Raw genomic sequence first — 19,084 nt, forward strand, 5'->3', positions numbered from 1 at the left:
ATAGATGACAAAGTTAATTACAACATAGGATTCTATGGCGAGATCAGATGATATAATGAGTATAATTGCTTTGCGAGATTGCTTATTCTGTCTACCTAATTGTAACTAGGGAGTGCTGTTCATGTTTGAGTTGCAAGGATACCAAACTTTAGATCTGATAGAGACTACCTCAGATATCAGGCTGTACAGACTCCTACGTCAAGAAGATGGCCTTAGGGTTATTGCCAAGACAACTACAGGCGAGTACCCGGGATCTACTATGGTTGATGCTTTTCGTCATGAGTATGACATGCTTAAGCGACTTAGCGGTCGTGGAGCAATCGAGGCATATAGCCTGGAAATCACGCCGGATCGGCCAGTCCTTCTCCTAAAAGATATAGAGGGGAGTACGCTGGATCAGATACTGCGTACACCTGATTCACTGGAGCTTCCAGTGCTGCTTCGGATCGCCATAGCTGTTGCTGATTGCCTTATGCAAATTCATCGTGAAAAAATAACACTAAATGAACTGACCCCCGCTCATCTAATCGTCAATCCAATTACTTTTGAAGTGAAATTTATTGATATACGAATGTGCTCCGCTGAAAATGATACCAGTCCATTGTCACCTTTAAGCGGGCGGCCGGATGCCTTGCTTCCTTATATATCGCCAGAGCAAACGGGTCGAACTGGGTTGAACCCGGACTATCGTTCTGACTTTTATTCGCTTGGAGTCATTATGTATGAATGTCTTTCAGGCAGTCGCCCCTTTGAGCTTCATGATGTTGTTGATATTGTATATCGTCATCTTGCAGATACACCTGAGCCTTTACATCGCAGGTTTCCCGCTATCCCTCTATCTATCTCTGACATTGTTGCTAAATGCATGGAGAAGATGCCTGATGCGAGATATGCCAGCGCCTTTGGAATCAAGTCGGATCTTGAGGAATGTCTAACCCACCTACAACAATACGGGTACATCGAGCCCTTCCTATTAGGAAGCTGGGATATTCCAGAACGCTGGATGGTATCGGAACGATTCTACGGAAGACATTTTGAGAAACTAAGCTTACGAGAAGCACTGAAACGAGCATCACAAGGTGCAGTAAAGACGGTCTGGCTTAGTGGCGAGAGTGGTATCGGCAAAACAACCTTTCTAAAAGAAACGCTTAGAAATTCGATTTCTTTGGATGGTTTTTTCGCCAGAGGCAAATTCGAATCTCTACATACCTCACTCCCTTATGGCATCTGGCATCAAGTTATAGAAGAATTGGTCAGTCAACTGCTGATGGAAACGAAGCTGCAGGTGGAGGTTTGGAAGCTGCGTATTTTACAAGCAGTGGACAGTTACGGGCAATTATTGATCGAACTTGTCCCTAAGCTTGAGCTCTTGATTGGCCCCCAACCTTCCGTGCCTCCGTTGCCGCCGCTGGAAGCTCAGCATCGATTTCAATTAATTATGAGCCGATTTATTCAACTCTTTCCCCATGAAGATCATCCTTTGATCTTGATATTGGACAATCTGCAATGGGCGGATGAAACATCGCTGCAATATCTCACTTCGCTTATAGAGGACACGGCCACGAGTCATCTGCTAATCGTTCTTTCCTATCGTGATCGGGAAATCACGAGGCTGCACCCACTCAGTAGGCTGGAAAAGCATTTGATAGACCGCAACGTAGTGATGAGTAGAATATTTCTACAAGCGCTTGAACTCACCGATTTAAAACAACTGCTACTGGATGTTATGCGTTACGAGGCTGCTGACTTGGACGAGTTAGCGCGGGTACTTCTGCATAAGACAGATGGGAATCCACTATTTATTAAGCAATTCCTTCAGGATTTGATTGATGATCAGCGAGTGGAATTTGACGAGGATCTTCGAAGCTGGAAATGGGACCTCCAGCGCATTACTGAATTGAATGTTCCTGATAATGCAGCAGCCTATCTTTCAAGTAAATTACAGCAATTTCCTGATCAGACGGTGTATGCACTTAGTAGAGCTGCATTACTGGGCAGCATATTTGATGTGGGTACGCTTGCCGAAATTACGGAGATTCCGGTAGAGACATTGACCGAAGCGTTGGAAGTCGCTGTAAATGGACGTGTGCTACAACCTGTTAACGGGGAGGAATATACGCATTTTAAATTCCAGCACAACCGCATTCATCGGGCGGCTTATGCTCTTGTTCCCGAAGAGGTGCGCCCAAAGCTACATTGGAGGATTGGCATGCTATTGCTAGGCCGCAGCTCTCTTAGTGAAGGAACGATTCTATTTGAAGCGGTCCATCATTTCAATCAGGCGCTTACATGGATAGATCGCCCCGAACAGAGGCTTCAACTGGTAGAGCTGAACTTACAGGCAGGGATAAAAGCGAAGCAAACCACTGCACATGAGACAGCCTTACAATATATGCTTCAGGCAACAGCGATACTAGAGGAGCAGAGCTGGGAGGAGCATTATGGGCTAACCTTCCGGGTATTTCGTGAGAGGGCCGAGCTTGAATACTTATGTTCACATTTTGATAAGGCTAATGAATTATTTCATCTGTTAATCCATAAAGCTGCGACAAATACGGATAAGGCTTATATCTACGCGATGAAGGTTCAATTGGAAGCAAGTAATGATAATCATGAAGAGGTTATCTCCTTAGGTCGGCATACATTATCGCTATTGAAAGTGAGCCATCAATTTGATCCTAGCTATGTTCAATTGACGCTTCAATGGTTAAGATTGCGGCGCAGACTACAGAAGGTTTCACTCGAATCGCTTAATCTTTTACCGCCGATGACCGACGAGGCTCGTAGAGTCGCAATGACCACTTTAGATCATACGAGCAATGCCTGCTTCTATGTCAACCGAGATGGGTGGCTCGCTTCTTCCTTCACCATGATTGAATTGACGCTCGATTATGGGATGACTCCGGAGGCTTCCATTGGATTCATAGGCTATGCAATGTTTCAATACTATTACTTCCGTAATGATGAAGAAACATTTAAATGGGCCATGCTGGCGTGCAGCTTATCGGAACCCTATCCGAAAGTGCATATGACAACCTTAGCTGCGTTCGCAATGTGCTACGATAGCTGGCGGCATTATGATCCAACTATGCTCCGTATGTTTACCGAGAAAGCAGGTAAAGTGGGACTGGAATCAGGTGACTTATGGAAAGGCAACCAGAGTGTGCTAATCAACTGTGCCTCCCTTTTGCAATTTGGCCATCCGTTAGGCGATATCTATGATCGGTTAATTGCTCATTCCGGTGATTTGCTGCGCCATAACAACAGTCTTCACTGTAAGCAGGCTATCATAGCTGCAGCTACTCTAGTTCGATTGACAGGTTATCGCTCACTAGATGATCCATTTAACATCGCAGAGATTAGCGAACCTGATTTTGCACAGTCGGTTCATGGAGATACCTTTAATTTTATACAAGAAATGGTCTGGATACACCGATATTTGACAGGTTATTTATTTGGGGAGTACCGCGAAGCCAGTGAGGCATTAGCGAAATCAGCTGCCATTATAAAATCACGTGAAGATGGCTTAGACAGTCCTATGCAGACCGTGTATGAATGTTTAGTCTGGGCTCAGTTGTATGAGGAATATAACGCTGAAGAGCAACGTGTATACCGGGTAAAAATGCACAGTCGGCTGAAGAAAATGAAAAAGCTTGCTAAGCGTTGCCCGGAAAATTATGAGCATAAATATTTGTTGATGAAGGCTGAGCTGACTCGCCTATCGCGGGATCCACGACAAGCTGAAGCCTTGTATGAGCAGTCTATTGAGGCTGCTCGTATCAATGGCCATATTCACGATTTAGCGATGGCGGCGGAATGCTACGGCAAATATGGACTTCGTCATGGCAAATTACATCTAGCAAGAATCTATATGACTGAGGCCTACGAGGCTTATCTGCAATGGGGCGCAAAGGCTAAAGCGGCTGACCTTGAGCAGCAGCATAGCCATTTGCTGCATATTAAACGGGAGCCCGGGCTCGATCGAGTCGATTCCCTTTCTGTAGTTATGTCTGCTCAAGCTTTATCGGGCGAGATGGAGATGAGTCGATTATTGGCCACGCTGATGCGGATCATGCTCCACAATGCTGGGGCCGAATATGGGGCAGTTATTTTTGATCATGATGGCAAATGGATGGTTGAAGCTTATGGTACCTCAGAAGCTCAGCATATCGAATCTGTTCCTCTCGGGGAAGAGTCAGATCTTGTTCCGGCAGCGATCATAGCCTATGCAGCAAGAACACAGGAGCAGGTTGTATTACATGATGCGCTCAGTGAGGGGATATTTACGCGTAACGTTTACGTTAGGAAGAATAGACTGAAATCGGTTCTTTGTCTTCCTATCATGAATCAGAATAAATTGGTTTGCTTGCTCTATTTGGAGAATAACCTATCCCCGGGTGTATTTACGCCAAGTAGACTCGATGTGCTCAAGCTGCTTGGTTCACAATGCGCAATTTCAATCGCTAACGCCAAGCTGTATTCGGGAATCCAATATCTTAAAAAAAATCTAGAGGACCAAGTTGTAGAAAGAACTCGTAGTCTGGAGCGTTCGATGCGAGAAACATCTGCGGCTTTGGCCGAAGCTACCGTCTTTGAGGAACGCAATCGTATTGCCCAAGAGATTCATGATATTGTTGGGCATACACTTACATCGACGATTCTGCAGATTGAAGCTGGCAAGCGGCTGCTTCAGAAAAAAGATATAGATAGTGGTTTTCAGCGATTGGTTGAGGCACAGGATCTTGTTCGGCATAGCTTGAATGAAATCCGCGGGTCAGTCCATATGCTGAAGGAGGACAAGTATTCGGACCTCACGGTCATGTTGAAGCAACTGATACGCGATACTGAACGTAATGCGGGCGTTGTTGTCCATGCCATTATTTATGATCTGCCGGAGGCCATGTCAACAGCCTATAAAAAGGCCATCTATCATGCTTTGCAGGAGGGCCTAACGAACGGAATCAGACACGGTAAGAGTACGGAGTTTCATTTTAGTCTGGAGTCTGTCGGAGCAAATTTACAGTTTAGGCTCAAAGATCGTGGGTCAGGAGATAGTCATATAGTGATGGGTTTTGGACTTAGGACGATGAAAGAACGGGTGGAGCAACTGGGAGGTAGCTTATCCATCGATTCAGAAATGAATGAGGGCTGTCTACTGGAAATCGATCTGCCAATGCGAAGGGTTGGGAATAGAAAATGAGTAAGATAAAGATTGTAATTGCCGATGATCAATTGTTGACGCGTGAAGGACTTCGTACCATTCTGGATCTGGAGGATGATATGGAGGTGGTCGGCGCTGCCAAGAACGGGGAAGAGGCCTGCGAGATGGTGGAAGCATTCCAACCCGATCTGGTACTGCTTGATGTTCAAATGCCGATCATGAATGGGATCAGTGCACTAAAACGGATCAAGCAGATACGTCCGGATATATTCATTCTGATTTTAACCACTTTTATAGAGACCGATTATATCGTTGAGGGTATGGCATTTGGAGCAAGCGGCTATATGCTGAAGGATATGGATGCTGATAAAATGATTTCTTCGATCCGTGATACGATATCCGGGCAATTTATTCTGCCAGCTCCGGTAGCAGCCAAATTGGCGACGAGGATGAATAGATTGACGGAGGAGTACGAACATTGGCAAAGATCCAATGTAGATCGTATGAGTCTGACAGAACGGGAAGAGGAGCTGGCGCAGCTCATTATCCGGGGACTTAACAATCGCGAAATTGCCGATACACTACATATTGCGGAGGGGACAGCCCGTAACTATATTAGTAATCTTTATAGCAAATTAGAGGTGGTTGACCGGGCTCAAGCGATTGTTCGCCTTCAAGCTATTATGTAACCATAGTTGATGCTAACGAATTACTGTAGGGGCCAAGTAATCAAACATTGGAAAATTTCTCAGTACTCCAAATGTAACGGTTAGGATCAACATCACAGCCATAATTCCATGGCTAAGTGGTTGGATTCGTTTCTTTTCAGTAATTAAGTACAACATATACAGAGGCGCTAGAATAAATAGCAACGGGTTAAATCTAAACGCCTGAACGAAGTCGAACTTTAACAAGGATAGAATAACTCTTGTGACTCCACATCCCGGACAATAAAATCCAGTCCATTCATGAAATAGACAAGGTATACCTAGATTGGTTAAAGGCATCCATACAGTGAAATACAGTAAGCCAAGGAGACTTAAGGACACACTCCAAAATAGTTTAGGGTGTGTCCTTCTATGAATCGTAAAATTATACCAATTTGTTAACATCAGATTGCACCAAAGCGTATGTGACAATACCAAAACTAAAGATTGTGAGGATCACGTACAGAGCTGAATTATCGGATACGAGATAGCCGCGTTGTCTTTGAGCTTCTGCAACATGTTTACCGATCTGGTAGGCCCAAACCAGGCTCCATATCCCGCAAGTAATCAATGTTAGAAGAAAATGCTTTCCTCCTGTGAATGTGTAGTCTCCACTTAGCTTTCCTACGTCATTTGTTAGAACAATAAACCAAAATATTCCGTATATTCCACATGTAATTAATGACAGTATAATGGAAAATGCGACACTCCTTTGACTAATCATTGTTCACTCTCCTATGTATTTATATGAAAATTTTACATTATTATCATAGACAATTGTGAAAATATATACAAGATAATATTTAGTAGTTTGTTTTTTTAAGAAACGTGGAACAAGCTTACTATCTGGATATAGTGGATTCCTTCATGAATATGAAATATACTTTTAAAGATTAGCCGCAAGACAGCTAGAATTTGAACTACGATTGGAGAAAATGAAACAATGTCTAATTTACCGAACTGCCCGAAATGTAATTCTGAGTACACTTATGAAGATGGAAGTCTACTAGTCTGCCCGGAATGTGCACATGAGTGGACATTAGAATCAGAGTCTGAGAATAGTGAAGATCAAAAGGTTATCAAAGATGCCAATGGCAATGTATTAAACGACGGCGACTCAGTAACTGTAATCAAAGACCTTAAGGTAAAAGGAAGCTCATCTGTTCTGAAGATAGGTACCAAAGTCAAAAACATCCGTTTAGTGGACGGAGATCATGATATTGATTGCAAAATTGATGGGTTTGGAGCTATGAAATTAAAATCCGAATTTGTTAAAAAGATATAAAGAAAAGAATCAGCTTACCTTCGATAGAAGTAGGGCTGATTCTTTCTTTTTTTAGGTAATATTTAAAAGCGTGTCATCTTATGATTTCAACAATTTGGTTTCGTCCTGCATTTTTGGCTTGATATAAAGCTTTGTCCACAGATTCGAATAAATCATTTAGTTGATTGGTCGGGCTTTCTGCATACTGCTCTGCAAAATTATTAATGGACAGTAGTCCCATGCTTACAGTGATGGATACAGAATGAGTAACATCATCCACATGTACTTTATTGGCCTCTATCATGAATTTTATATGTTCTGCCCAGAGGTTTGCTTGTGTGTGATTCGTATTTGGTAAATAGACGATAAACTCTTCCCCGCCATAGCGTGCCAGAATATCCGTCTCCCTTAGCGATTGCTTAATGACCTCTACCGTGCTGCAAATTACAACATCGCCCACTAAATGGCCGTAATTGTCATTCACCGTTTTGAAAAAGTCGATATCCAGTAGAATGATGGCAAAAGGCTGCTTCAATATCATATTTTCTATGATCTCTTGTTCTAAGTACTGTGTTAAGTAATGACGGTTATAACAACCTGTTAAGCTGTCGGTTATAGCCATTTGCTTGAGTTTTTGGTTGGTCTGAGAAAGCTCATTCTGGATTGCAATTAATGCCAGATTACGCTCTTGCAGGATCTCGTTCTGCTGATTAGTCTCAGCAATGAGGCGATGCAGCTCGCTTCTATCCTGAAAGGTGAGAATCCGTCCAACCATGATCTCGCCTACGACAATGGGTTCCGCTGTAATATTGATGTATGCTTGGAGCGAGGTGTAGAATACTTCAACTTCGGTTCTCTCCATGGGCTGTTTAAGATATGTATGTTGAAACAATCGGAAAGCGCTGGCAGTCTGCTCCAGGGGTGTTAGCGCCGATAAGTCGAAGCGATCACCGATCTGTAGGTTGATTTTTGGCAAAAGCGATCGATTGATCTCTACCACAGTCTCGTTATCATCCAGTACAAGAATACCTAGTGTGAGTGTGTCAATGATATCCTGATGAGCGATGGTTACGAGATCAAATATTTTATCACGATGGATGGCAATGACGAAAAAGATGGCAGAGATTAGTATCCCCAGAGAGGTCATCCCCGGAATCACCGGCTGAGATTTAAACAGTACCACATTAAGAAAGACATCCAGTAATACAAATACAGTCAGCACCAGCACACCTTTGAGTACATGAGTAACCTGCTTTTTGATCCGCTGTGTGGCGTTCGATATAAGCGCTGAATAGATGATATACAGAGAAATAATAATGGTGCAGATCAAGAAGAGGATAAACAGCCAAAAAAGCGGACCATAAGATCTTTCAACATATCCACCATGCATAGGCAGTACAAAGCTTTGCTTTGGATTGACGATCACTCCTATTAAGATCAATGCTGCGACAATGTATAGGATCAGCGTTTTCTTTTTTCGGAGGAGATATGATTTTCCAGTGAGAAATATCGTAAAAAGAAGCCATCCAATCGTTAACAGTATCGAGTCAATAAAAGCTAGCTTCACATAAAACAATTGAACATCGGGATCCGCTGTAGTTTTGAGAGCAAATTGACAGAAGGGCCATAACATCATCGTGAAATGGAAAGTCAAGTAAACCTTATGTAAGTTAGTGATTGTTACAGTAACAAATATGTAGATGAATAGAACGAAAAGAACGAAGAATAATGATAAGTCAATCCATGTCATGACATTCAATTCGGTAACACCTTCTTATATAAAAAAATAGGTTCATCTTTATTCATTTAAGCTCGAAACCTTCTCCCACTCGGTTAGCAGCTCTTTTACGCTCTGTGCGGACTGTGGCTTACTGAACAAGTAACCTTGAATTTTATCGCAGCCTTGCTCCTGCAGGTAATCGAGTTGTACAGTTCGCTCCACACCTTCTGCAATAACACACATATTCATGCGTTTACCAATCATAATAATTTGTTCGACAAGAACGGCTTGATGTGTCCCTGTTCGAATGGAATCAATGAAGGACTTGTCTATTTTTAAAGTCGAGATCGGCATATGAGTAAGATAGCTTAAGGAGGAATAACCGGTACCAAAGTCATCCAAGGCAATTTTGATGTTGTGAGCTCTGAGTTCAGTCAGTTTACTGCTCACATATTCGTAAGATTCAACCAGAACACTCTCTGTAATCTCCAGCTCTAAGTATTCAGGATCTAGTCCGGAGGCTTGCAAGGTGTCTAGAACTAACTCATTGAAGTCGCTTTGCAGTAGCTGCAGCATTGAAATATTAACAGACATCGTCAGATGTGATAATCCTTGCTCATGAAGAGTTTTTAAAAAGGCACAGGCTGTTCTGAGCACCCACGCCCCGAGAGGAATGATGAGGTGGGAATCTTCTGCTATTTTGATAAACTTATCCGGAGGGACCATGCCTAGTATAGGGTTGTTCCAGCGCATAAGAGCCTCTAGTCCCGTCACCCTGTTCTGAGTCAGATCAATCTGGGGTTGATAGAATACCTCTAGCTCATTTTTTTCTAAAGCATTATACAACTGCTTCTCAATGTTCATTCGCTCAGTAAAGGTATCATTGAGCGGTTGATCAAAGACAATAATTTGACCCTTGCCAGCGTCTTTGGCTTTATACATAGCGATGTCTGCGCATTTAAGGAGTTCCATAATATTACTTCCATGTTCGGGGTGAGCACTGATTCCGATGCTTAGGCTAACATGTAGCAGACTGTCATCCATCTCAATCGCATCTTTAAAACCGGCAATAATGTGAGAGGCTACACTAGTTATACACTGACTGTTCTCAATAGAATATAAAAGAACGATGAACTCATCCCCGGCGAAACGATACACTTCCCCACTACTCCCAACCAGGGACACCAATCTCTCACTAACCTTAACAATTAGCCGGTCACCAAATTCATGGCCCATCGTATCATTTACATATTTGAAGTAATCAATGTCGATGAACATTAAGGCTGCAATGTTATTCAATTCCAAAATGTGAGGCCCATTCTCATAAAAAGCTAATTTGTTGGGCAAGCCGGTTAATAGATCATGATACGCCAGGTAATGCATCCTTTCTTCATTCATGGCTAGCTTCTCTTGATTCTCAATGAGCTGATCATATTGCTGTCTGAGCTCTTCTTCCGTAGCTGTGATTTCCTCATAGGCGGCCTCTAGATTTTCGTGGGCGCTCACCCTATCCCTATAGGCAAGATCCAGTTTCTTTTCGATCCTTTTAATCCGTTTCAGAGTACCTAGAATTAATGCAAAGATAAGCAAAGCTGTTATGAGGATAAAGAACCAGCCTTTAATTATATTAATAAGTCTTATCCACTCCGGATCTCGCGTAAAAGTGGAAACGGCCTTATCTGTTAAAGGGATCCATAAGCACCCAACAATAAAATATATTACGGCGATTTTTAAGGAGCCCCGAACAGGATTGAAGGTTTGTTTGGATATGGAATTTTTGTGTTTATTTCTTTGAAGCATATGTCCCTCCTATATCAAGCATGAGATGCATGAGAGCTACTTGTTTTAGATCATTTCAACATATTTCATCAAAATCCTCTATTTGTCAGTGATGTTCTGCAAATTTTAAGAATGAGTTTTTGGACAAGCTGAAGCTAGGCATTAATACCTAGCTCTGCTTGAACGTAACTTGTGTTATAATCAAACAAACAACTCGAAGAGAAAATTATAGTTAAGGGGGAATCGTAAGTGGAAATAGGTATCAGTACGTTCGTAGAAACAACGCCGGATGTTCAATCGGGGGAGTTAATAAGTCATGCACAGCGATTGCGCGAGGTAGTAGAGGAGATTGTTCTTGCAGATAAGGTGGGCTTAGATATATTCGGTGTGGGTGAGCATCATCGAAAGGATTATGCCGCATCTTCTCCAGCAGTTTTGCTGGCTGCGGCTGCCTCACAGACGACACGAATTCGGCTGACCAGTGCGGTAACCGTGCTGTCCTCTGCTGATCCAGTACGTGTATTTCAGGATTTTGCAACACTTGATGGAATCTCAAATGGACGGGCAGAAATCATGGCAGGGCGGGGTTCTTTTATCGAATCTTTCCCGCTCTTTGGATACGATTTAAATGACTACGATGAGTTATTCGATGAGAAGCTGGACCTGTTGTTAAAAATAACGGCATCCGAAAAAGTAACCTGGAGTGGAAATCACCGACCAGCCATTAATAATCTGGGGATTTATCCGCGCCCCGTTCAGAATCCTTTGCCCGTATGGATTGGCAGTGGAGGCAATACGGAATCTGTGATTCGTGCTGGCCTGCTCGGGCTACCACTTGTGCTCGCGATTATTGGCGGAAGTCCGTTGCAATTTGCTCCACTGGTGAAGCTCTATAAGAAAGCGGCGGCCCAAGCAGGACATGATGTGTCGAAGCTTCCGGTTGCCTCACATTCGCACGGCTTTATTGCAGAGGATAATCAGCTTGCGGCCGATATGTTCTTCCCCTCTACGCAGGCTAGCATGAATGTGATTGGTCGTGAGCGTGGCTGGGGTCATTATAGTCGTGCGAGCTTTGATGCGGCACGTAGATTTGAAGGTGCCTTGTATGTAGGAGATCCAGACACTGTTGCTGAGAAGATTATTCACCTACGCAAACACGTAGGAATTACACGCTTTATGCTGCATGTACCGCTAGGTACGATGCCTCATAAGGATGTAATGAGAGCCATTGAGCTATTGGGTACTGAAGTAGCGCCAATTGTTCGAGCTGAGATATCGAGATGGGAAGCAGAGGTCGAAGCAAAATAGGATTGACCCTTTCTGGATTAATCAGTATAATCTTACCAATTTATTGAGGTTGTACTGATTGGGGGAGGGAACTGAAGTGGCGGATCGAATCATAGCGGATAGACTTGAGGAATTAGGTATTGTCCTACCTAGTGCTAGTGAACCAGCGGCAAAATATGCTAACTACGTTATTGTTAATGGATTATGTTTTGTATCGGGAAAAGGACCTGCCGGGCATCCCAAAGGCAAGCTGGGACAAGACTTCACCACCGAAGAAGGCTATCATTTTTCACGTCAGACTGGTATAGAGATCCTTGCCGTCCTTGAGTCTGCTTTAGGCTCCTTGGATAAAGTGAAGAGAGTGGTCAAAATTCAAGGATTTGTGAATGCAGATCCCTTATTCGAAGAGCATCATAAAGTGCTCAATGGCTGTTCGGATTTAATGCTGGAGGTATTCGGGGACAAGGGCAGTCATGCTCGTTCGGTATTGGGCGCTGTTTCTGTAAGGGATAATCTTCCGATCATTATCGATTCTATTTTTGAAGTGGATTAAAAAGAGGGCTGTGGCACCGAAGGGTGACCGCAGTCCTCTTTTTTATATGGTTTGACCTGTAGCTAGACAGCAACCCCAATAATTGTAACAGAACTAATTACCCTTTTTTTAGTAATAATAATTGAACATATTAATCAACGAGGTGACGACATCATGAGGATTCATAAGAAAGCCACACTACTTGTACTACTTACATCTATACTCTATACAGCTCCAGCCCATGCGGCGGTGATGCCTCAGAATCAGGTTACAGGCGTTTTTCTGGATGATCGGCAGCTTGTATTAGAGGTTCAGCCCTTGCTCATAAACGGTACAACGCTTATTCCCATGCGCAAGCTGTTTGAAGAACAGGGAGCAAAGATTTCATGGAACAACGATACCAAAACAGTGAAGGCCACTAAGGGAACGCTGGTGCTGACTTATCAAATAGGAGATTTAACCGCGAACAAAAATGGACAAGCCTTAAGCTTAACCGTTCCGGGTCAGGTTGTCGGTGGTAATACGATGATGCCGCTGCGTTTTGTCAGCGAGGCTCTAGGCAGCACCGTGAAGTGGGAGGCTAACACTCGGACCGTCCGCATCTATTCAGCGCTGAATTACGATACAACGATTCGTTATGGGGTTAACCTGCGCAGTTCGCCGAATTCATCGGATCAATCAGGTATCCAGCAAATGTTGTCCGTAGGCGATAAAGTCCATATCGTTAGAGAAGTGGATGCTTTGTGGTTAGAAGTGCGAACGCAAGACAACAAGACGGGGTACATATCTGCTAAACCGAAATATAGCGATTATACTAGTGAGTCGCTCGCTGAGAAGCAGGGAAGTGCGTTGCTTGCTTACGGAGAAAAGTATCTGGGAACCCCTTATGAATTCGGTGCTGCAACGAACCAGACGTCTACCTTTGACTGTTCTTCTTTCGTAGGGCATTTATTTGAGAACGTGTTGTCGGTGGATCTGCCACGCGCCTCTTATAATCAAGCCAAAGAAGGGAAGGAAGTTGGGATCAACGAACTGCGTAAAGGAGACCTACTGTTCTTTAGTGCACGTGGTCTCGACATTGGTCATGTTGCCATGTATGCGGGAAATAATCAGATATTGCATACGTATTCTAAGGAGCAAGGCGTCCATTATGAAGCCCTGAGTGAGAAGTGGAAGAAGCGTTTTGTGACGGCCCGTAGAATGTTTTAGATTGGGTAGCGATTAGGCTATAATGATCACGATGAAGAAGCATCCGAATACATTTGGGGGATGAAGCATAGTGACTAAAACCATCGTAGAAAAGCTGAACTTGCAAAAATACAACCAAGTAGCGATATTGAGTAAACCAGAAGGCTCCGATTATTTAGCGGAATTGACGGATTATGATACTTCGCTAAATGGGGCGTATGATCTTATATTTGCCTTTGTACTAGACATGGCGTCGTTACAGGAACTAGTGAACCGTGTGATTGAGCAACAGCATCTTCATAAGAATGGCTATCTCTTTGTGGCGTATCCTAAAAAGGGAAACAAAGTGTATCCGACCTATATTCATCGTGACGACTTACTAGAGGGTCTGGGCAGTGATGAGAAGGGCTACATCGGGACAAGCAATATTAAATTTGCACGCATGGTAGGTTTGGATGATGTCTTTACAGTTGTGGGGTTGAAAGAGGACGCTAAGGGGAAAGGTCAGCTTTCCAATACCCCTAGTCAATCTGTGGATGACTATATTTCTTTCATTCCAAACGTGGAGCAAGATCTGAAAGATACGTCGGATTTGCTTGCGATCTATGAATCGCTTACCCCGGGATACCGCAAAGACTGGGCTCGATATGTCTATAGTGCCAAACAAGAGGCAACAAGAGCTAAGCGTAAAGAGGAAATGAAGATGATTCTACAGGCTGGTTATAAGAGCCGTGAGCTGTATCGGCAAGCCAGTAGTACTGAACTCTAACTAGACCTTTCTTCATCAAAAAGATTATTTAAAGACATAAAGACGGTAAATAATATTACAACAGTTCTATTTATTCATCATAGATTTCAGCAAAACCACTTCATCCTAGGAGTGGTTTTTAAGTTTGGGGTATAATGGATGTAGATCATATAGCACAAACCTACAGGGGTGAAATATAGATGAAGCGCATTACGATTTTAATTGCGGATGATGAGGCGGAGATTGCGGATCTGGTGGCTTTGCATTTGCAAAAAGAAGGGTATCATATCATTAAAGTATCCGATGGGCGGGCAGCGGTGCAAGCTATTGAGTCCCAAACGATAGATTTGGCGATTCTGGATATTATGATGCCAGGGCTGGATGGCTATGAGGTAACCCGTCACATTCGGGAGCAGCATCATCTGCCGATTATTTTTTTAAGCGCGAAGACTTCTGATCTGGACAAGATCACGGGACTTGTCATGGGCGCAGATGATTATATGACCAAACCGTTCAATCCAATGGAGTTAGTCGCTCGCGTTAATTCTCAACTTCGGCGCTCTATACAATTCAGTCAGCCCGCAGCTGTTCTTAAGTCGGTCCTTGAAGTTGGTGGGTTGACGATTTCACCAGATGAACATACCGTCACTCTTTACGGCGAGGTAATAGACCTAACTCCGAAAGAGTTTGATATTCTGCATTTATTGGCGAGCCATCCTAAGCAGGTGTTTAGCGCGGAGAGTATCTTCCAGCAGGTATGGGGAGAAGCTTATTATGAGAGTGGCAACACGGTCATGGTGCATATCCGTACCTTGCGCAAAAAGCTCGGTGAAGACATCAATAAGAACAAATTTATTAAGACAATCTGGGGTGTAGGATATACCTTTACTGGGTAAGGCCGCTGAGTTCTTATACATTTTAAGAAAAACTTTATAATTGTCCTGCTTTTCTTTAAAGTGTCTTCGTTATTCTATTCCTATCAAGCATAAACGTCTTAAGGAAATGGAGGACATTACGGATGAAAAAGTGGGTTTTTTTGGTGATCGTTGTGTTATTTCTTGGTTACGCAGCCGCTCGTTATTTACCGGATACGGGTAATTTAGCTGATAAGAATGATAAGATCCAGAAGGGATCGATTAGAGATAGCGATAGTTTAAAGGTGGTTACGCAAGATCAGGTATATCAAGGGGATTTATTGCTGGTGAACAAACAATATCCGGTACATGAGGACAGTGTGAAGTCTGATATTGTGACCTTATTTGATCAGAAGGATCTGGTTCAGGGCTATGGATTACTAGATACCTCGATTCGGTTGTCTGAAAGTGTGGCACATGAATTCAATAAGATGATCAAGGCCGCTGAGAAGGATGGCGTGAATCATTTTTTAATTAGCAGTGGGTACAGGGACTTTGAGGAGCAAGAGCAATTGTATGAGGAAAAAGGTTCAGACTATGCTCTTCCAGCGCAATATAGCGAACATAATTTAGGATTATCGCTGGACATCGGATCGTCTCAATCGGAAATGAGCAAAGCACCTGAAGGTAAATGGCTGGAAAAGAATGCGTGGAAATACGGCTTTATTCTACGCTATCCGAAAGACAAAACGGAGATTACGGGGATTAAATATGAACCTTGGCACTTCCGTTATGTCGGCTTGCCGCACAGTGCGATCATTCAGGAGAAGGGGATCGTGCTGGAACAATATTTAGATCTTTTGAAGGAAAATAGTGAAATTTCAACGGTTGTAGACGGCAAAACATATACGGTGAACTATTATCCAGTATCAGGATATACAAGTATTAAGATTCCAAAGGAAGGGCAATATAAAACGTCGGGCGATAATATGGATGGCGTAATTGTCACTACATTTTGATGAGTACGAAGCCTAAGAGCGAGTCTACTATGACATTATTGCTGGCAGCCGTATTTATTGTCTATATGTATTTTTTGATCCGAATTATCGTATTTAAAGGCGCACCTTTTAGCTTGCAATCACTTTGGGAACAGGCAGGGCGTATGCTCGAGCATCCCGACAGAATTTTTAAGCGACAGGGCAACTATGTACCCTTTAAAGAGATCTCGCGGGGGATAGAACATCTGTCACTTTCAGATCCTTTTTCATCACTTAATTTAGTGGGCAATCTTCTGGCGTTTATTCCGTTTGGAGTCTTTGTTCCAATGCTGTTGTCGCAAAAAGTAAGGTTATTTCAAAAGGTCTTCATGCTCTCTTTTGCGCTGAGTCTGAGCTTTGAAGTTACACAATTAGTATTGTATATCGGCACCTTTGACGTGGATGATCTGATCTTAAACACTTGCGGTGGGGTAGTCGGTTACGCCATATATAGAATGCTGGTTTCTTCTGGATTGTTTACAACTATATCGAAGCGGTGTTAGTATTTGTGGATGGTAGATATAGACAGAGGATAGAAGGGGCATGGTATGAAAAAGCGTATTTCGGATATTGTTTCCATCATTGTAGGAGCATTGCTGTTTTCCTTGGCCGTTAACTTGTTTGTGATTCCGAACGAGTTCGGTGAAGGCGGGGTAACGGGACTGACTATGATTACATACTATTTGTATCAGTGGTCACCAGGTATTGTTAGCTTAATTCTTAATGCTTTATTATTGATTGTGGGTTATAAATTTCTGGACAAAACGACGACAGTATACACGATTATTGCGGTGTTTTTTAACTCGTTATTCCTGATTCTTACGAAGAATTGGCATATCGCCAGCGATGAGTTGATCATCAATGCAATATTTGGAGGCATCTTGTCTGGTGTGGGTATCGGAATGATCATACGTGTGGGTGGAACGACCGCAGGGTCAACCATTATCGCCAGAATCCTGCATAAATTTTTGGATTGGAACGTTAGCTACGCTCTTCTCCTAGTCGATTTAGTTGTGGTATTTGCTTCGTATTTCATCATTGGTGTTCAAAGTCTAATGTTTACGATTGTGATGCTCTATGTAGCGACTAAGGTGATGGACTTCATTATTGAGGGAGTGAATCCTAAGAAGGCTGTTACGATTGTATCCAAGGAGCAGGACAAAATTGCTGAACAAGTTAATGGAATCATGGATAGAGGGGTCACAGTCATTTATGGCCGAGGGTATTATACTAAAGAACCCAAAGAGCTGCTCTATATTGTCATTAGCAAACAGGAAGTAACCATGCTTAAGAAAATCGTAAGATCGATTGATAAAGAGGCTTTTATCGCCATTCACGATGTAAGAGATGTGTTCGGAGAAGGCTTTGTGGAGCTGGCAAAATAAGAGTGAAAGTGCTGTCCGGTAGCTACCTGAGCTGCTTGGGCGGCTTTTTTTTGGATTGGGCATTCGAATGTGATGGATATCATTGCATTTTCTGTTTGTTCACATTTTATTAAATTTTAAAGTGATTCAGCGCACACTCGCTCATTTGCAGCTTCTATATGCTTTTTATAGAGGCATTATCTAATTGCAGGAGAGAGGGTATTCATATGTTAGATCAACAAACGATTGCTATTATAAAATCAACAGTTCCTGTATTACAGGTTCATGGAACAACCATTACTACGACGTTCTATGGCATGTTATTTGAAAACCATCCAGAGCTATTAAATATATTTAATCATGCCAATCAGCGGCAAGGCAGACAGCAGACAGCGCTTGCTAACGCAGTCCTAGCAGCGGCTATGAATATTGATCAACTAGGGAATATCTTACCGGTGGTAAAACAGATTGCAGAGAAGCATCGAGCACTGGGTGTATTACCTGAGCATTATCCGATCGTGGGTGAGACGTTGTTAGCTGCGATTGGACAAGTACTTGGCGATGCGGCAACACCGGAAATTATAGATGCATGGGCCAAAGCCTATGGTGTAATCGCAGATGCTTTCATTGGTGTGGAAGCAGAAAAGTATCGTGAAGCTGCGGAAGCTCCGGGGGGCTGGAGTGGATTCAGAAACTTTGTGGTCACTCGGAAGGTTAGTGAAAGTGAGCTTATTACTTCCTTTTACCTGTCTCCTGAGGATGGAGGGGCGATCTCTTCTTATTTCCCGGGTCAGTACATCACGGTTCGTATTCAGCCCGAGGGGGAAGAATATTCCCATATTCGCCACTACAGTTTGTCCAGTGCTCCGGGACAGGCGTATTACCGTATCACTGTTAAACGGGAAGGTGAAGGGATAGATAGACCTGCGGGCGTCGTATCCACTTATCTGCATGATTTCGTCCAAGTGGGCTCTATATTAGAAGTGGGCTCTCCAGCGGGCGATTTCGTACTGGATCAGCGTAGTGACACTCCGGTGGTTCTAATCAGTGGGGGTGTGGGCTTAACCCCAATGGTAAGTATGCTGGAGACAATAATTGCTGCACAGCCAGAACGCGAGGTAACTTATATTCATGCAGCCATCAATGGAAGTTTGCATGCTATGAAAGATAGGGTGGCAGATTTAGCACAATCTCATTCTTCTCTTCGGTCCTATGTATGTTATGAATCTCCAGGAGAAGGCGACAAGTACAATAGATCTGGTTATATTGATCTTTCTTGGCTTCAAGAAATAGCAGATGTGAACTCTGAATTCTATTTCTGTGGGTCGACCCCATTTATGAAGGTCATATATAAGGCGCTCAAGGAATGGCGGGTACCTGATGACAGAATTCATTTTGAATTTTTTGGACCTGCCGGCAGTTTAGAAGAATAATATAGATAAC

General features: G+C 43.1%; 16 protein-coding genes. 12 read left to right on the plus strand and 4 right to left on the minus strand.

Going from position 1 to position 19,084, the window contains the following annotated elements; genetic code table 11:
* Positions 1-121: 121 nt before the first annotated feature.
* Together ACFWMP_RS21540 and ACFWMP_RS21545 are read left to right on the plus strand one after the other, a co-directional pair.
* Complete coding sequence (locus tag ACFWMP_RS21540) at positions 122-5,200, plus strand: AAA family ATPase (RefSeq protein WP_379424673.1); 5,079 nt, start codon at positions 122-124, stop codon at positions 5,198-5,200.
* Complete coding sequence (locus ACFWMP_RS21545) at positions 5,197-5,850, plus strand: response regulator (RefSeq protein WP_042192856.1); 654 nt, start codon at positions 5,197-5,199, stop codon at positions 5,848-5,850. Before ACFWMP_RS21540 ends, ACFWMP_RS21545 begins: the two co-directional genes overlap by 4 nt.
* A gap of 12 nt (positions 5,851-5,862) precedes the next feature.
* On the opposite strand, the gene ACFWMP_RS21550 is transcribed toward ACFWMP_RS21545, so the two are convergent.
* The gene (locus ACFWMP_RS21550; protein WP_076284961.1) at positions 5,863-6,273 is read right to left on the minus strand and encodes a DUF2752 domain-containing protein; all 411 of its coding nucleotides are present in this window, start codon (positions 6,271-6,273) and stop codon (positions 5,863-5,865) included.
* Positions 6,254-6,592: a DUF4234 domain-containing protein gene (locus ACFWMP_RS21555; RefSeq protein ID WP_052404459.1), complete on the minus strand. Its 339-nt coding sequence runs from the start codon at positions 6,590-6,592 to the stop codon at positions 6,254-6,256. Before ACFWMP_RS21555 ends, ACFWMP_RS21550 begins: the two co-directional genes overlap by 20 nt.
* A gap of 219 nt (positions 6,593-6,811) precedes the next feature.
* Between ACFWMP_RS21555 and ACFWMP_RS21560 the strand changes: the two genes are divergently transcribed.
* On the plus strand, positions 6,812-7,153 hold the full coding sequence (locus tag ACFWMP_RS21560) for a zinc ribbon domain-containing protein YjdM (protein ID WP_042131582.1): 342 nt from the start codon (positions 6,812-6,814) through the stop codon (positions 7,151-7,153).
* A gap of 73 nt (positions 7,154-7,226) precedes the next feature.
* Here the strand turns inward: ACFWMP_RS21560 and ACFWMP_RS21565 are convergent, their stop codons facing one another.
* Together ACFWMP_RS21565 and ACFWMP_RS21570 are read right to left on the minus strand one after the other, a co-directional pair.
* Complete coding sequence (locus ACFWMP_RS21565; protein WP_339248705.1) at positions 7,227-8,882, minus strand: histidine kinase N-terminal 7TM domain-containing diguanylate cyclase; 1,656 nt, start codon at positions 8,880-8,882, stop codon at positions 7,227-7,229.
* A 48-nt stretch (positions 8,883-8,930) separates the two neighbouring features.
* On the minus strand, positions 8,931-10,652 hold the full coding sequence (locus ACFWMP_RS21570; protein WP_379424674.1) for a putative bifunctional diguanylate cyclase/phosphodiesterase: 1,722 nt from the start codon (positions 10,650-10,652) through the stop codon (positions 8,931-8,933).
* A 228-nt stretch (positions 10,653-10,880) separates the two neighbouring features.
* Between ACFWMP_RS21570 and ACFWMP_RS21575 the strand changes: the two genes are divergently transcribed.
* From ACFWMP_RS21575 to hmpA, 9 genes are all read left to right on the plus strand, one after another.
* Positions 10,881-11,939, plus strand: a complete 1,059-nt coding sequence (locus ACFWMP_RS21575; RefSeq protein ID WP_042192850.1) for an LLM class flavin-dependent oxidoreductase — start codon at positions 10,881-10,883, stop codon at positions 11,937-11,939.
* Positions 11,940-12,015: 76 nt separating this feature from the next.
* A complete protein-coding gene (locus tag ACFWMP_RS21580) occupies positions 12,016-12,471 on the plus strand; it encodes a RidA family protein (RefSeq protein ID WP_256716184.1) in 456 nt (151 codons plus the stop codon).
* A 153-nt stretch (positions 12,472-12,624) separates the two neighbouring features.
* Positions 12,625-13,659 carry a C40 family peptidase gene (locus tag ACFWMP_RS21585; protein ID WP_379424675.1) on the plus strand — a complete coding sequence of 345 codons (1,035 nt, stop codon included), beginning with the start codon at positions 12,625-12,627 and terminating at the stop codon, positions 13,657-13,659.
* 67 nt (positions 13,660-13,726) lie between these two features.
* Positions 13,727-14,407 carry a YdeI/OmpD-associated family protein gene (locus tag ACFWMP_RS21590; RefSeq protein WP_379424815.1) on the plus strand — a complete coding sequence of 227 codons (681 nt, stop codon included), beginning with the start codon at positions 13,727-13,729 and terminating at the stop codon, positions 14,405-14,407.
* 179 nt (positions 14,408-14,586) lie between these two features.
* Positions 14,587-15,282: a response regulator transcription factor gene (locus tag ACFWMP_RS21595; RefSeq protein ID WP_042192843.1), complete on the plus strand. Its 696-nt coding sequence runs from the start codon at positions 14,587-14,589 to the stop codon at positions 15,280-15,282.
* Positions 15,283-15,404: 122 nt separating this feature from the next.
* Positions 15,405-16,259 carry a D-Ala-D-Ala carboxypeptidase VanY gene (locus ACFWMP_RS21600; RefSeq protein ID WP_042192841.1) on the plus strand — a complete coding sequence of 285 codons (855 nt, stop codon included), beginning with the start codon at positions 15,405-15,407 and terminating at the stop codon, positions 16,257-16,259.
* Entirely contained in the window at positions 16,259-16,780 is a 522-nt protein-coding gene (locus ACFWMP_RS21605) for a VanZ family protein (RefSeq protein WP_042192839.1), read from the plus strand. Before ACFWMP_RS21600 ends, ACFWMP_RS21605 begins: the two co-directional genes overlap by 1 nt.
* A gap of 45 nt (positions 16,781-16,825) precedes the next feature.
* On the plus strand, positions 16,826-17,662 hold the full coding sequence (locus tag ACFWMP_RS21610) for a YitT family protein (RefSeq protein WP_042192837.1): 837 nt from the start codon (positions 16,826-16,828) through the stop codon (positions 17,660-17,662).
* A gap of 206 nt (positions 17,663-17,868) precedes the next feature.
* Complete coding sequence (hmpA, locus tag ACFWMP_RS21615; protein ID WP_379424676.1) at positions 17,869-19,074, plus strand: NO-inducible flavohemoprotein; 1,206 nt, start codon at positions 17,869-17,871, stop codon at positions 19,072-19,074.
* The last annotated feature ends 10 nt before the right edge of the window (positions 19,075-19,084 follow it).

This window comes from Paenibacillus sp. NPDC058367, from assembly GCF_042723305.1.
GTDB lineage: Bacteria > Bacillota > Bacilli > Paenibacillales > Paenibacillaceae > Paenibacillus_AQ.

Excerpts from the sequence above, each read along its gene's own strand:
- ACFWMP_RS21540 (WP_379424673.1), top strand. The coding sequence starts at position 122 with ATGTTTGAGTTGCAAGGATACCAAACTTTAGATCTGATAGAGACTACC.
- ACFWMP_RS21545 (WP_042192856.1), top strand. The coding sequence starts at position 5,197 with ATGAGTAAGATAAAGATTGTAATTGCCGATGATCAATTGTTGACGCGT.
- ACFWMP_RS21550 (WP_076284961.1), bottom strand. The coding sequence starts at position 6,273 with ATGTTAACAAATTGGTATAATTTTACGATTCATAGAAGGACACACCCT.
- ACFWMP_RS21555 (WP_052404459.1), bottom strand. The coding sequence starts at position 6,592 with ATGATTAGTCAAAGGAGTGTCGCATTTTCCATTATACTGTCATTAATT.
- ACFWMP_RS21560 (WP_042131582.1), top strand. The coding sequence starts at position 6,812 with ATGTCTAATTTACCGAACTGCCCGAAATGTAATTCTGAGTACACTTAT.
- ACFWMP_RS21565 (WP_339248705.1), bottom strand. The coding sequence starts at position 8,882 with ATGACATGGATTGACTTATCATTATTCTTCGTTCTTTTCGTTCTATTC.
- ACFWMP_RS21570 (WP_379424674.1), bottom strand. The coding sequence starts at position 10,652 with ATGCTTCAAAGAAATAAACACAAAAATTCCATATCCAAACAAACCTTC.
- ACFWMP_RS21585 (WP_379424675.1), top strand. The coding sequence starts at position 12,625 with ATGAGGATTCATAAGAAAGCCACACTACTTGTACTACTTACATCTATA.
- ACFWMP_RS21595 (WP_042192843.1), top strand. The coding sequence starts at position 14,587 with ATGAAGCGCATTACGATTTTAATTGCGGATGATGAGGCGGAGATTGCG.
- ACFWMP_RS21600 (WP_042192841.1), top strand. The coding sequence starts at position 15,405 with ATGAAAAAGTGGGTTTTTTTGGTGATCGTTGTGTTATTTCTTGGTTAC.
- ACFWMP_RS21605 (WP_042192839.1), top strand. The coding sequence starts at position 16,259 with ATGAGTACGAAGCCTAAGAGCGAGTCTACTATGACATTATTGCTGGCA.
- ACFWMP_RS21610 (WP_042192837.1), top strand. The coding sequence starts at position 16,826 with ATGAAAAAGCGTATTTCGGATATTGTTTCCATCATTGTAGGAGCATTG.
- hmpA (WP_379424676.1), top strand. The coding sequence starts at position 17,869 with ATGTTAGATCAACAAACGATTGCTATTATAAAATCAACAGTTCCTGTA.